10 protein-coding genes are annotated in these 14,715 nt (G+C 66.7%); 9 read left to right on the top strand and 1 reads right to left on the bottom strand.

All coding sequences use genetic code 11. The annotated features are described in order from the left end of the window. The first annotated feature begins 233 nt into the window (after positions 1-233). The 7 genes from C8J26_RS16765 to C8J26_RS16735 all read left to right on the top strand — a co-directional run bounded on the left by C8J26_RS16765 (position 234) and on the right by C8J26_RS16735 (position 9,784). Positions 234-1,466, top strand: a complete 1,233-nt coding sequence (locus C8J26_RS16765) for an ROK family transcriptional regulator (protein ID WP_244185364.1) — start codon at positions 234-236, stop codon at positions 1,464-1,466. A 236-nt stretch (positions 1,467-1,702) separates the two neighbouring features. Beyond that, positions 1,703-2,470 (top strand): SDR family NAD(P)-dependent oxidoreductase, encoded by a 768-nt coding sequence (locus C8J26_RS16760; RefSeq protein ID WP_107959341.1) that lies wholly within the window; start codon positions 1,703-1,705, stop codon positions 2,468-2,470. Between the two features lie 4 nt (positions 2,471-2,474). Next, positions 2,475-3,368 (top strand): glycoside hydrolase family 130 protein, encoded by an 894-nt coding sequence (locus C8J26_RS16755; protein WP_107959421.1) that lies wholly within the window; start codon positions 2,475-2,477, stop codon positions 3,366-3,368. Between the two features lie 142 nt (positions 3,369-3,510). Continuing rightward, entirely contained in the window at positions 3,511-4,593 is a 1,083-nt protein-coding gene (locus C8J26_RS16750) for a metallophosphoesterase (protein ID WP_244185363.1), read from the top strand. 100 nt (positions 4,594-4,693) lie between these two features. Then, positions 4,694-6,817 carry a M3 family metallopeptidase gene (locus C8J26_RS16745; protein ID WP_107959340.1) on the top strand — a complete coding sequence of 708 codons (2,124 nt, stop codon included), beginning with the start codon at positions 4,694-4,696 and terminating at the stop codon, positions 6,815-6,817. Then, positions 6,817-8,718, top strand: coding sequence for a S9 family peptidase (locus C8J26_RS16740; RefSeq protein ID WP_107959419.1), 1,902 nt, complete (start codon positions 6,817-6,819; stop codon positions 8,716-8,718). The genes C8J26_RS16745 and C8J26_RS16740 overlap by 1 nt, the downstream gene beginning before the upstream one ends. Positions 8,719-8,776: 58 nt before the next feature. Continuing rightward, positions 8,777-9,784 (top strand): zinc-dependent alcohol dehydrogenase family protein, encoded by a 1,008-nt coding sequence (locus C8J26_RS16735; protein WP_107959339.1) that lies wholly within the window; start codon positions 8,777-8,779, stop codon positions 9,782-9,784. A 125-nt stretch (positions 9,785-9,909) separates the two neighbouring features. On the opposite strand, the gene C8J26_RS16730 is transcribed toward C8J26_RS16735, so the two are convergent. After that, the gene (locus C8J26_RS16730) at positions 9,910-12,906 is read right to left on the bottom strand and encodes a TonB-dependent receptor (protein WP_107959338.1); all 2,997 of its coding nucleotides are present in this window, start codon (positions 12,904-12,906) and stop codon (positions 9,910-9,912) included. Positions 12,907-13,164: 258 nt separating this feature from the next. Here C8J26_RS16730 and C8J26_RS16725 point away from each other — a divergent pair, with 258 nt between their 5' ends. Then, on the top strand, positions 13,165-13,704 hold the full coding sequence (locus C8J26_RS16725; RefSeq protein ID WP_107959337.1) for an RNA polymerase sigma factor: 540 nt from the start codon (positions 13,165-13,167) through the stop codon (positions 13,702-13,704). Next, complete coding sequence (locus tag C8J26_RS16720; protein ID WP_107959336.1) at positions 13,701-14,675, top strand: FecR family protein; 975 nt, start codon at positions 13,701-13,703, stop codon at positions 14,673-14,675. Before C8J26_RS16725 ends, C8J26_RS16720 begins: the two co-directional genes overlap by 4 nt. Positions 14,676-14,715: the final 40 nt, after the last annotated feature.

Here is a 14,715-nt window from a genome sequence, read left to right as displayed (position 1 = left end):
ATTTGGATCAATGTCGGTGTTGACTTGCCCGTGCAGGTACGAGACCTTCGACAATACCAAAAGATGATCTTTCGCGATCACGGCGGGGAAGGGGGACGATTGAAACAGCATGGTTTAGCGGTGGCGGTGCTCCGTAAGACGGGTATGCGCGTCATCAGCCATGGGCGGGCCGGTGGCGGTGCTGGCCATACCTGCATCTCGACCCCGGACCGCGTCCCGGATTGGACGGCCGCTTGAACTTTTCCGATTTCGATCCCGCGATCCAAGGCGGCGTGACCGCGGACGAACGCGCGGTGCGACTGGGACCAAGCTTGTCCGGGACCAATCTGGAACGCGCGGGCGACTATAACCAGCGCGTCGTGCTGCAGGTGATCCGCCGCAATCCGGACATCACGCGCAGCGAGATCGCGACGATGACCAATCTGACATCGCCGACGATCGCCAATATCACCGCGCGATTGTTCGATTCCGAGCTGATCGTAGACGCGGGGCGCCGGACGGGCGCGCGGGGCCAGCCTGCGGTGCGGCTGCGGATCAACCCCGATGGCTGTTTTGCGATCGGGCTGAACATCGATCGCGATCATGTCACGCTCGTCTCGCTCGATCTCGCGGGGACGGTGCGATCGCGCTTTACGCGCCAGATCGCGTTCGCGATGCCCGAGGATGTCGTCGAGACCGTGCGCGCGGGAATCGCCGAGATCTACAAGACCAATGTGATCCGTACCGACCGGGTGCTGGGCGTCGGGGTGGCGCTGCCCGACGATCTGGGCCGTGTCGTACTGCCGCACCGGCCGGCGGGCTATGACCGCTGGGGGGACGTCGACCTGCAGGCGCTGTTGGCCGATGTGGTTCCGTGGTCGATCCATATCGACAATGACGCGGCGGCGGCGGCGATCGGCGAGGCGCAGTTCGGCGGCGGCCTCGATCATGCGAGCTTCTTCTACATCCTGGTCAGCGCAGGGCTGGGCGGCGGGATCGTGACCGACGGCACCTATTATCGCGGCGCGACCGGGCGCAGTGGCGAGATCGGGTTCCTGCCGCTTGCGGGCGATCCCGGGCGCGTGTTGCAAGACGTGGTGTCGCTGTCTGCGCTGACCCAGCGGCTGGAGGCGGCGGGGATGCCGGTCGCCGGACTGGATCCGACCGAGCCGTTTCCCGCGGCGTGCGCGTCGTCGCTCTCGGGGTGGCTGAACGAGGCCTCGAGCGCGCTGGTGCCCGCGGTGACCGCGGTTAACTGCCTGCTGAACCCGGCGGCGATCCTGCTTGGCGGACGGCTTCCCGACGAGGTGCTGGACCGGCTGGCCGACGAGACGCATCGCAAGATGACCGCGGCGGCGGCGACCATCCCCGCCTCCGCACCGATCCGCCGCGCGACGTTGTCACGCGATGCCCCCGCGGTCGGCGCGGCGATCCTGCCGTTCCTCGACCGCATGCTGCCGTCCGACGCGATCCTGATCAAGTCCTGAGTTCGGGTGCAATCGGGGCGCCGTGCGCACAACCGTTCGTGGGTCCAAAACTCACCCGATCGCAAGATCTTTGACACCCCGACATCCGTCCCGAGCAAGGAGTGTCGGACGACCGCGCCTCGGTGGATAACGAATTGGTCGCGACGGTCTTGTCGTTGACCTGACACGGAATTCATTTGCACCGCGCCCGCGATGCGCGCTTGCGACGGGGGCAGAAACCGGCGTCAGGAGTAGTCATGTTCGAGGATCAGGTCGCGATCGTCACGGGGGGAGAATCGGGGATCGGTGCTGCCTGCGCCAAGGCGCTGGGTGAGGCCGGTGCGCGGGTGGTCATCACCTATTTCGAGGACGTCGCGGCGGCGAACGCGGTGTGTGCGGCGATCGGCGGCCCGGATCGCGCGCTGGCGGTGCAGACCAATGTTGGCGACGAGGACGCGGTCGAGCGGCTGTTCTCGGCGGCCGAGAAGGCGTTTGGGACGGTCAGCCTGCTGGTCAATTCGGCGGGGCTGAACATGACCGGGGTCAAGCTGGTCGACATGCCGCTCGCGCAGTTCGATCGCGTGATCCGGTCCGATCTCTACGGCCCCTTCCTGACCTGCCGGCGACTGGTGCGCGCGCTCGAGGCCAAGGATGCTCGCGGGCGGATCGTCAATATCTCGTCGATCCACGAACGCGCGCCGCGGCCCGGCGGGGTGGATTATGATTCGGCCAAGGGTGGATTGTCGCAGCTGACCGCGACGCTCGCGCTTGAGCTCGCGCCGAAGGGGATCGCGGTCAACGGCGTCGCGCCGGGGATGATCCTGACGCCGATGAACCAGTCCGCGCTCGATCATCCGGCCGAGCTCGCGGCGAAGGAGGCGGCGATCCCGTGGAAGCGCGCGGGGCGGCCCGACGAGGTAGCCGCGCTCGTCCTGTTCCTGCTGTCGCCGGCGGCCGATTATATCACGGGGACGACCGTGACGATCGACGGCGCGCTGTCGCTGACCGTTGCGCAAGGGGCCTGAACCGATGCTCAGCTATGTCGTCGAGCAGCTCGATACCGTCACGCTCTCGGCGGCGTCGCCGATCGACGGGATGGACCTGATGAGCCCGTTCGTCTGGAAGGAAGGCGCGCTGTACCGCGTGATGATCCGCGGCGTGCCGCACCCGCTCGGGCCGCATGATCCGACCGGGATCATCGCAGGCGGAGCGAGCACGGACGGGCTGCACTTCCGGATGGATGCGGGGCTGGCGGTCGTGCCGGGGCCGGGGCCTGCCGATCTCGGCGGGTGCGAGGATCCGACCGTGCTGGTGACCGACCACGAGTATCTGGTCTATTACACCGGGGTCGACGCGGCGCGGGCGCAAGGATCGATGATCCTGGCGGCTGGGCGCGAACTGAGCGCGCTGGTCAAGCAGGACCTGGTCCTGAAGGCGCCACCCGGCGAGGGCAACATCAAGGAGGCGACGCTCGCGCAGACCGCGGCGGGGGATTGGCGGCTGTTCTACGAATATGCCGCGCACGAGGCGTCGCGGATCGGCATGGCGCGCGGACCAACCGCCAAGGGACCGTGGACGGTGACGCCCGATCCGTTCGGGATCCGCGAGGGCAGCTGGGACAATTGGCACCTGTCGACCGGGCCGATCATCCGGATCGCGGGGCAGGATCCGGTGATGTTCTACAATGGCGCGACGCACGACGCGCGCTGGCGGATCGGCTGGATCAGCTTCGATGCCGATTTCACGCGGGTGACCGGCCGCGGGATCGAGCCGATGCTGGTGCCGCCGCCCGCGGTGAGCCGCGAGGCGACCGATATCGCGTTCGCCGCATCGACCGTGATCGAAGGCGACAGGATCGCGCTATATTATTCGCTCGAGGACCGGATGCTGCGGCGTGCGCTGATCGGCGTCTATTCGCGCTGAGCGTCGAATTCGGTGCGGCCGAAATAAATTGCGCCACGCGGGCAGGCGCGGCGGTATCGGGGCTGGCCGCCATCGTTCCCGGGGGCATCGCCAAAGGATAGAGACGATCTTCCAGCTGATCTTTTCGCTGCCGTGCCTGTACGTGATCGGGCGCTGGCTCTGGCCGCTGTCGTTGACGGTGCCGGTCAAGCTGATCGTCGCGGTGCTGCTGCTGCTGGCGTCGCAATATCATTCGTGGAGCCGGCTGTCGTCGGGGTCGGTGTTCGCGCCCGAATTTCCCCGCGCCGTCGTGATCGCGTTCAACTGGGCGTTCGGCGCGATCCTGTTGCTCGCCATCCTGCAGATGCTGCTCGATCTCGGAACGCTGGCGACGATGCTGGTGCGACGCGGTGCCGTCGTGCCCGACGCGGTGCGCTATGCGACCGCGGGGCTTGCGGCGGTGCTGGCGGCGATCGGCATCGCCAACGCGATCCGCGTGCCGGCGGTCAAGGACGTCGAGATCACGATCCGCGACCTGCCGCCGCAGTTCGACGGATACCGCGTGCTGCAGCTGACCGACCTGCATATCAGCCGGCTGTTTCCTGCGAACTGGGCGCGTGCGGTGGTGACGCGCGCCAATGCGTCGGGCGCGGACGTGATCGTGGTGACCGGGGACTTTATCGACGGGTCGGTGGCGATGCGGCAGGCTGACGTCGCCCCGCTGCACGACCTGCGCGCGCCGGACGGCGTCTATGCGATCCCCGGCAACCATGAGTATTTCTTCGATTATGCGGCGTGGATGCGGCATGTTCAGGGGCTGGGAATCCGCATGCTGCCCAACGCGCATACGCTGCTCCAGCGCGGCGATGCTCGGCTGGTTCTCGCGGGTGTGACCGATCTCTCCGCGCCCGCGGTTGGACAGGCGGGGCCGGATCTTTCCGCGGCGCTCGCCGGTGTGCCAGCCGGGGTGCCGATCCTGTTGCTCGACCACCAGCCCAAGGCGGCGCGGCAGTCGGCGGCGCGCGGGGTCGCGTTGCAGCTGTCGGGCCATACGCATGGGGGCATGATCCTGGGATTCGACCGGATCTTTGCGCTCGCCAATGGCGGCTTCGTCTCGGGACGCTACGATGTCGACGGGATGACGTTGTATGTGAGCAACGGCACCGGGCTGTGGCCAGGCTTCGCGCTGCGGCTCGGTCGATGGGCGGAAATGACGCGGATCACGCTGCGGTCGAAGCGCGCCTAGCCTGGTCGGCGATGCCGGGCGGAGGCGGCAATCAGACGTTGTGGCGGGTCGGCGGTCCATGCAAGAAGAGCGTCATCACTCCTGCCATAGAGAACCATCGATGCTGCGTTCCACCCTGCTTCGTTCCGCCGCGCTTCTGTGCTGCCTTGCCGGTGCCGCCACGGTCCAGGCGGCGCGCGTCAATCCGCTGACCGTGCCCAGCACGCTGCCGTTCCAGGCGCCGCGGTTCGACCAGATCACCGACGCCGATTACCAGCCCGCGCTCGAACAGGGGATGGCCGAGCAGATCGCCGAGATGAAGGCGATCGCCAACAATCCCGCGGCACCGACCTTTGCGAACACGATCGAGGCGATGGAACGCTCCGGCCGGACGCTCGACCGCGCGAGCCAGGCGTTCTTCGGCGTGTCGCAGGCGAACACCAACGATGCACTCGATGCAGTGCGGTCCGCGGAGGCGCCCAAGCTCGCGCAGCATAGCGATGCGATCTATCTCGATCCCGAGCTCTTCGCGCGTGTGCAGGCGCTGTACGCCAAGAAGGATAAGCTCGGTCTCGATGCCGAGCAGCGTCAGGTGCTGGAGATCTATCACAGCGACTTCCTCCATGCCGGCGCGCAGCTGAACGACGCCGACAAGGCCAAGCTGCGGTTGCTCAACACGCAGATCTCGACCGCGACGACCGACTTCCAGCAGAAGCTGCTCGCGGGCACCAAGGCAGGCGCGCTGGTGGTTGACGACAAGGCCAAGCTCGCCGGCCTGAGCGATGCCGAGATCGCCGCCGCCGCGGAGGGCGCGAAGGAGCGCGGGATGCCCGGCAAATATGTCCTGTCGCTCCAGAACACGACGCAGCAGCCGGCGCTCGCCTCGCTGAGCGATCGTGCGACTCGCGCCGCGCTGTTCGAGAAGAGCTGGAACCGGTCGCAGCGCGGCGACGCGAACGATACGCGCGCGCTGATCCGGACGATCGCGCAGTTGCGCGCGCAGAAGGCGCAGCTGCTCGGCTATCCGAACTATGCCGCCTATTCGCTGTACGACCAGATGGCGAAGACGCCGGCGGCAGCAAAGGGGTTCATGACGCAGCTCGTGCCCGCGACTGCCGCCGAGCAGCGCCGCGAGGCGGCCGAACTGCAGAAGACGATCAACGCGACCGGCACCGCGTTCCCGCTCGCGCCGTCGGACTGGGACTTCTATTCGGACAAGGTGCGCAAGGCAAAGTACGACCTCGACCAGAACGAGCTGAAGCCGTATTTCGAGATCGGCCGCGTGTTGCAGGACGGCGTGTTCTTTGCCGCCAACCAGCTCTACGGCGTCACCTTCAAGGAACGCCGCGACATTCCGACCTATCAGCCGGACATCCGCGTCTTCACCGTCTACGACAAGGACGGGTCCGAACTCGGGCTGATGTATTTCGATTACTGGAAGCGCGACAACAAGTCGGGTGGCGCGTGGATGTCGAACTTCGTCGGCCAGTCGAAGCTGCTGAAAACCAAGCCGGTCGTCTACAACGTCGGCAACTTCACCAAGCCTGCGCCGGGCCAGCCCGCGCTGATCACGTTCGACGACGTGACGACGATGTTCCACGAATTCGGGCATGCGCTGCACGGGCTGTTCGCGAACCAGACCTACCCGCTGGTGTCCGGCACCAACACCGCGCGCGACTGGGTCGAATTCCCGTCGCAGTTCAACGAGCATTGGGCGCTCGATCCCAAGGTGTTCGCGAACTACGCGAAGGATTACCGCAGCGGCGCGGTGATGCCGCAGGCGCTGGTCACGAAGATCAAGAACGCGGCCAAGTTCAACCAGGGCTATGAGCTCGGCGAACTGGTGGCCGCTGCCACGCTCGACCAGGACTGGCATTCGCTGCCCGCGTCCGCCGGGCCGCAGGACGTCGATGCGTTCGAGACCAAGGCGCTCAACACGATGGGGCTCGACACGAAGGACGTGCCGCCGCGCTATCGTACCAGCTATTTCGCGCACATCTGGGCGGGCGGTTATGCCGCGGGCTATTACGCGTATCTGTGGACGCAGATGCTCGATAACGACGCCTATGCGTGGTTCATGGCGCATGGCGGCCTCACGCGCGCGAACGGCCAGCGATTCCGCGACATGATCCTGTCGAAGGGACACACGCAGGACTACGCCCCGATGTTCAAGGCGTTCTATGGCAAGGATCCCGATATTGGGCCGATGCTGGAAGACCGGGGCCTGAAGGCGGCTGCCAAGTGATGCGGCCCGTGCTCATGGCGGCGCTGCTCATCACCGCTTCGACCGCAGCGGTCGCGCAGCAGGCGCCGGTGCATCAATATGGCGCGGTGGCGATCGCACCCAAGGGCGACCGCCTCGCCAGCATCGAATCCGCGTCGCCGACGCATGCGGCGATCGTCGTGCGGCGCGTGGCGGATGGTGGGATCGCACAGACGATCGATCCGTGCCCGACCTGCAGCTATGGCGCGCCGACCTTTGCGACCGATGGTCGGATCGCGTTCGTCGCGCGCAAACCGGGCGAGCCGCGCGCGCTGGTGATGCTGGCGGATATGCGCGGCGCACGGCAGGTCGCGGCGATCGACGGCATCGCGTCGACGCCGCGGTTCTCGCCCGATGGCAAGCGGCTGGCGCTGCTCGCCACGTTCGGCGCCGCGAAGGAAGCAGGGGCGACGCAGGCGGGCGTCCGGCAGGTCGGCGAGATCGGCGAGACCAGCGACGAACAGCGCTTGGCGATCGTCGACATCGCCGCGGGCACGGTGAAGCCGGTGTCGCCCGCCGACCGCTATATCTACGAATATGACTGGACCCCCGACGGTCGCGGTTTCGTGGTGACGAGTGCGCTCGGCAATGGCGACAACAACTGGTGGGTGGCGACGCTCGACGCGGTCGACGCGCAGACCGGGGCGGTTCGCACGATCGCCAAGCCGAAGACTCAGCTGAACATGCCGCGCGTGTCGCCCGATGGGCGGACGGTCGCGTATATCGGCGGGCTGATGAGCGATTTCGGCGCGATCGGCGGCGACGTCTGGACGGTGCCGGTCGCCGGGGGCGTGCCGGTCAACCAAACCGCAGGCGCCAAGGCGACGGTCACCTCTCTCGACTGGACGCAGGGCGGGCTGCGCGCGGTTCGCCTCCATGCGGACGCGGCCGAGATCGCGACGCTCGATCCGGCCGGCAAGACGACGGTCAGCTGGAGCCGCCCGGCGAGCTTTGCTGCGGGCGATGGCCGCGTGGCGTATAGCGCGGACGGCAGCATCATGGCGGCCGCGGTGCAGGATTTCACGCACGGCCCGGCGATCTTCGCAGGCCCGATCGGCGCGCCGCGCCAGATCACGCATGATAATGATGCGCTTGCAGCCGTCGCCACGGCGCGCAGTGTAACGTGGAAGAATGACGGGCTCGACGTGCAGGGCTGGCTGCTGGCGCCCAAGACCGCCGACCCCGCGCGCAAGGCGGCGATGGTGACGATCGTCCATGGCGGTCCGTCGTCGGCGAACACGCCGAGCTATATCACCATCGGGTCGGGGCCGGCGGCGCTGCTAGAGGCTGGCTATTACGTGTTCATGCCCAACCCGCGCGGCAGTTTTGGGCAGGGCGAGGCGTTTACCGCCGCCAACCGTCGCGATTTCGGCGGTGGCGATCTGCGCGATATCCTTGCGGGGATCGATGCCGTCGAGAAGATCGCGCCCGTCGACGATGCGCGGCTCGGGCTGACCGGGGGCAGCTATGGCGGCTTCATGGCGATGTGGGCGAACACGCAGACCAACCGGTTCAAGGCGATCGTGGCCGGTGCCGGGCTGTCGAACTGGATCAGCTATTACGGCACCAACGGCATCGACCAGTGGATGATCCCGTTCTTCGGCAAATCCGCCTATGACGACCCCGAGGCCTATCGCGCGGTCTCCGCGATCAGCGTCATCAAGCGCGCCAAGACGCCGACGTTCATCTATGTCGGCGAACGCGACATCGAGGTGCCGCCAACACAGTCGATCGAATATTGGCACGCATTGAAGGAACTGGGCGTCCCGACCAGCCTCGTCATCTATCCCGATGAGGGCCATGCCATCCGGGCGCCGGCCAATGCGGCGGATGTCCGCAAGCGATCGGTCGCCTGGTTCGATCGCTATCTGACGCCGCGGTAAGCGCACGGGGAGAGTTCGAGGGGACCGCGCGTTAGGACCCGCAGACAAGGAGTTTGCGATGAAGGTCATGACGCTGCGGTCCCCCGCTGGACTCGATACCCTGCGCATCGAAGAGCGCGCCGATCCGGGCGATCCCACGCCCGGCACGATCCGCGTTGCGCTGCACGGCAGTTCGCTGAATTTCCACGACCTTGGTGTCGTGACGGGCAAGATGCCGAGCGCTGATGGTCGCGTGCCGCTGTCCGATGGCGCCGGGATCGTCGAGGCGGTCGGCGAGGGCGTGACCGAGTTCGCGGCGGGCGATCACGTCGTGTCGTGCTTCTTCCCCGATTGGCAGGACGGACCGCCGGTCATCGGTGACTTCAGTCGCACGCCGGGCGACGGGATCGACGGGTTCGCGCAAGCCCATGTCGTACTGCCCGCGACCGCGTTCACGCACGCCCCCAAGCTCTACGATTCCGTCGAGGCGGCGACGATCACGACCGCAGGGCTGACCGCATGGCGCGCATTGGTCGCCGATGGCGGGCTGAAGGCGGGCGACACGGTATTGTTGCTGGGAACGGGAGGCGTATCGATCTGGGCGTTGCAGATCTCCAAGGCGATGGGAGCGATCGTCGCGATCACCTCGTCGTCGGACGCGAAGCTCAACCGCGCCAAGGCGCTCGGCGCGGACTTCACGCTGAACTACCGCACGCATCCGGACTGGGGCCGCAGGATCGCCGACTGGACCGGCGGCCGCGGGGTCGATCACGTGGTCGAGGTCGGCGGCCCCGGCACGCTTGGCCAGTCGATCGACGCGGTGCGGATCGGCGGGCATATCTCGCTGATCGGCGTGCTGACCGGGCGCGGCGGCCAGGTGCCGACCGCGGCGTTGATGGCCAAGCAGGCCCGGCTGCAGGGCCTGATCGTAGCCAGCCGCCGCGACCAGCAGGCGTTCGTCCGCGCGCTCGATGCGACCGGGATCCGCCCGGTGATCGACCGCCGCTTCCCGCTCGATCGCCTTGCAGACGCGTTCGCGTTCGAGATGAGCGGCGAGCATTTCGGGAAGATCGGGATTGAATGGTAACGCCTTCCGGCGGGTGAGGGACTGGGGTGGCGCGACGGCTGCGCCACCCCATACCTCCGTAGATAGCCGCCGTTATGCAGTTTGGCGTTTCAGGCGTCGACGATCGTCGAACCGGTGCGCTTCGGCTAGAACCGCATGGTCCCGCCAAACGCGACCGTCCGTCCGCTCACCGTGTTGGTCATCACGCGCTTGGCGGTGCCGTCGGCATATTGGACGATCGGCTCGTCGGTGATGTTGATCACGTCGAGCGACAGTTTGACCTGGTGCGTCAGATTGACATAGGCGGACGCATCGAGGTTCGTCGTGCCCTTGATGTACTCGCCGATATTGCCGTTGCCGCCATCGCCCCAGCGATAGCGCGAGCGTGTCGCGACCGAGCCGCGCACGCCCCAGCGATCGGTATCGTAGTAGAGCGTCGCATTGGACGAAAATTTCGACAGCGTCGGCAAGGGCAGGCGCACCGGGACTCCCGCATAGAAGACGTCGGTCGATCCCTCGGCGATGGTGACGTTGCCGAGGACGCCCAGCTTGTCGAAGGGGGCGGGGAGAAAGTCAAAGTCGCGTTTTGCGGCGAGTTCGATGCCCTTGATCGACGCGCCGGGGCCGTTGATGGGACGCGTGTAGTTCACCAGCACCGAAGGGTCGACGCCGACGGGCAGCAGCGACGCCGGATAGCCCGTCGTATCGTACGCGACCAGCCGGGTCTCCGACGTGATGTACGAATCCATGTGCTTGTAGAACGCACCGATCGCGAGCGAACCGCGCTTGCCGTCATAATATTCCAGAGAGGCTTCGACGGAATCGGCCTTGAACGGCGCGAGATTGGGGTTGCCGGCGGCGATGGTGCCCCCGAACGAGGCGAGGTTGAGCGTCCCGGCGGCGCGCATGTCGCTGAGGGCGGGGCGGCTCAGGTTGCGGTTGCCGCTGAGGCGAAACACGACCGACCGGCTGAGGTCGAACGCTAGGTTCGCGGCCGGAAGAAAGCCGTGATAGTTGTTGGTCACGTTGACCGGCACTAGCGCGCTGCCGACCAGCGCGGTGCCCGATGACCCGAGGTCGGTATGGTAATAGCGCACGCCGAAATTGGCGCGCAGCCCGATCGTGCCGAGTTCAGTCGCAAGGTCATATTGCAGATAGGCGCCATAGGTGTTCTCGAGCAGGTCGTAGGCGGTGCCAGCAACGGTGTTGCCCGCGGTCAACGTCATGGGCTGGCCGAGCAGCGCATAGGTCCCTGCGACGTCGCCGATCGTGTACGGCGCAAGCGTGCTGTTAGACAGCGTCGTCGTCGGCACGTCGGGGATGCCCGGCTTGCCCTCATAGCTGGGCGCGACCTTGCGTTGCCAGCCGCTGTTGGTGAAGCGCTTGAACCCGGCCCCGGCCTTGATCGTCGAGCCTGAGCCGATGGTCCAGGCAAGCTCCGCCTTGGTGTTGTAGAACTCGCTCTTGATCCGGTCCGCGCGCGTTTCCAGACCCTGGAGATCCCATTGCGACGCGTCGGTCGTGTCGAACCCGTAGCTGGTCCGCGGGGACCCGGTGTTCAGGCCCGTAAAGGCATAGCTCTTGCCGACCGCCTCGAGATAGACCTCGGCATAGCGGGAATCGAACGTCGATCGCGACCAGCCGCCGAGAAAATTGACCGTCAGGTTGCTGCTGAGATCGGTGTGGCCGTTCAGCGCCGCCTGCCAGAAGGTCGTCTGGTCATGCGTGACCTTGGATTCAGTGCGCATGTCGACATGGTCGAACGACGCGCCGACGATATCGTTGAAGTCGTCGAAGCTCACGCCGGTCAGCAGCTGCGTACCGGTGACGTTGTTGGCGGCGATGCCGTTGGTGCCCGCCGCCCCGATCACGCCGGATGTGCGATCGTTGTTGAGCTTGCCGTACAGCACGTCCAGCGTCAGGTCGGTGCGATCGTCGGGATGATATTGCAGCGCAGTAGTGAGCCCGAGCCGCTCGCGCTTGTTGAAGAAGGTCGCATAGGTCTGCGCGCGGCTGTTCCAGATCCGGCTGGCCCCGGTCGCATTGACCAGCAACGCGCGGTCCGCCGCCGAGATGGCCGGGCCGACATTGGCGGCACCGAAATTGATCTGCGACCAGTTCCAGTTGCGATAGCCGAATTCGACCGTGTCTGCGGTGCTGTACGCGACCGACGCGAGGACCCCGAAATCGCCCCAGCGTTCGGAGATCAGCCCGACAAGCCGCGGCGTGACCGTCTTGGTATATTGGTTCATCTGCCCCTTGGCGGATGCGACCACGGTGAGCCGGTTGAAATCGAACGGCTTGGCGGTGTGGAGCCCGACCGTCCCGCCGATCCCGCCCTCGTCCTGCTCGGCCGCGTAGGACTTCTCGACGACGACCTTGTTGAAGAGTTCGGAGGCGAAGATGCTATAGTCGAACGCGCGTGAGCGGCTCACCGACGACCGGCTGTCCAGCCCCGACGACGTGTTGGTGAGCACCTCCATGCCGTTGAGCTGCGTGCGCGTGAAATCCGCGCCGAGGCCGCGTAGCGAGATCTGCCGCCCTTCGCCGCTGTCGCGCGTGATTGCGACGCCGGGAATGCGCTGGAGCGCTTCCGCGAGGTTCTGATCGGGAAACGCGGCGATGTCCTGCGCCAGGATCACGTCCTGCGATCCGGTCGCGTTCTTCTTGATCTGCTGCGCCTTGGCGACGCTCTCGCGATAGCCCGTCACGACGATGTCGCCGCCTCCGACGACCTGTGGCTCGACCGCCGATTCCGACACCTGAACACTTGCGCCATCGCCTGCCACGGCAGCGGCTGCCGCCGTGGCGAAGCGCTTGTGGCGCGCGATCGTCACCGTGCCGTCGACGATCCTGCCATCCAGGTCGCTATCCGCGGTAAGCCGCGCGAGCGCGTCCGCGGCGGTCATCCGCCCCTGCAAGCGTGGGCTGCGCGCGCCGTTCAAAACCGCCGGCGACGATGCCAGCTGCAGCCGCGTCAGCCGCGAGAAGGCGAGCAGCGCATCGCCGAGCGCTTGTGCCGGCAGATCGAACGCGAAGGTCCGCGAGGCGGACGGCGCTGCCTGCGCGGGGGCGGGCGTGCCGGCGAACCCGGCGAGCGAGACCGAGCTTAGCAAAAGATGCAGACGAATTTTACGCAACATGTCTTCCCCCAATATGGTTCGAGAGCAAGACGGGCGCGCCGCCGAGAACCCGACAAACTATTTGGTTTCACATATAAGACATAATGTTTTCATCGATCTAGATTTGCCAGACCGGGAGTAGTTGACGGATGTTATTTGATACGCACAAGGCGGAACTTGTCGGCATGGCCCGATAATATCTCCCTCATCTCGCGGTATTCTGTCCGAGATTGTCACAAATTCTGTCTAGGGCGCCTGGATCAACAATCCGGATGTCCGATGCCAGCGGTGCTGCACCAGATCGAGAACCGCGCGGGTGATGCCCCTGCCGAGGATTGGCGCGCGATCGCCGCGACGCTGCGCCGCTACGTCCGGGCACGCACGAGCCGCGCGGACGTGGTCGAGGACGTCGTGCAGGAGACGCTGTCGCGGCTGGTGCATCAGGGCCGCGTGCAGAAACTGCTCAGCGTCTATGCGCTGGGGTTCCGGATCGCCGCAAACCTGCTGATCGACCATCATCGTCGCGACAGCCGCTATGTCGCCGAGAGCGGGGAGGAGACTGCCAGCCTTGCGCCGTCGCCGCATCGGGTGCTGGCGGGGCGGCAGGCAGTTGCGATCCTGAAGGAGGCGCTGGCGGCGATGCCGCCGCTGCGTCGGGACGTACTGGTTCGCCGCCGACTGCACGGGCAAAGCTGTGCGGCGATAGCGAAGGAGCTGGGGTTGAGCGCGAAGGCCGTTGAAAAGCACATCACCCGCGGCCTCGCCGACCTGCACAAGGCGATGCCGGGCGATACGGCCGCGCGCGAGGCGGTGCGATGACGCGCGACGCGCAGATCGTCGAGGAGGCCGCGGCTTGGATCGACCGGCTCAACCGGCCGGTGGTCGACGCCGCGGTGGGGCCGGCCTTCGACGCCTGGATGGCGGCGGCGCCGCGGCACCGCGAGGTCATTGCCGAGCTTCAGGCGCTCTGGCAGTCGGAGGCGCTGGTCGAGGCACTCGGTCAGTCCCGCCTCGCGCCGGGCGTCGCCACTGCGCCCTCTGTAATCACCGATCGCTCCGGTCGCCTGCGCCGTGCCGCGCCGCGGTTCGCCGCCGCGGCGTGCGCGATGCTGGTCGCGGTCATGCTGATCGTGCCGGCGCTGTTGACGAGCACCTATCGCACCAATGCGGGCAGAGGCCGGTCGGTCGTGCTGGGCGACGGATCGCGCGTCGACATGAGCGGGGATACCGAGCTTCGCGTCCAGATATTGCCGTGGAAACGCAGCGCCGAACTGGTGCGCGGCGAGGCGTTCTTCGACGTCCGGCATGAGCGCGTCCGGATATTCCGCGTGGCCAGCGGCACCACCTCGGTGCGGGTGCTGGGCACCGCGTTCAACGTCGATCGCCAGAGCCCGACGCGGACCGCTGTCGTCGTGTATCGCGGTGCCGTCGAGGTCGGTGTCGCCGGCGAGACCGAGCTCGTCTTGAACACGGGGTATGGCGCGCGCGTCGTCGACGGCCATGTCATCGCGCAGCGGCGGATCGCAGGCGGCGTGCCCGACTGGAAATCGGGGTGGTTCGAGGCGTCCGACGTTCCGCTGGGCGTGCTGATCGACAAGGTCCAGCGCTATTCGGCGCGGCCGATCCTGTTGCACGATCGCGCGTTGCAGGCGCTGCCGATCAGCGGACGCTTTCATGTATCCGATACCGAACGCGCGCTGCAGGCCGTGCAGGCGGCCTATCACGTCGATATCGCCTACGGTCCGAAGACGATCGCGATCCGTCCCGCGGGCGAGGCGGACGATCGATAGCGGCGACGCGGTCGGTTTATCGGTGTCGGGTTTTGCCCGG

The sequence above is a fragment of the Sphingomonas aurantiaca genome (genome assembly GCF_003050705.1).
Lineage (GTDB): Bacteria > Pseudomonadota > Alphaproteobacteria > Sphingomonadales > Sphingomonadaceae > Sphingomonas > Sphingomonas aurantiaca.
Note: the sequence above shows the minus strand (reverse complement) of the source record. Positions and strands in the feature narration are given on the sequence as shown.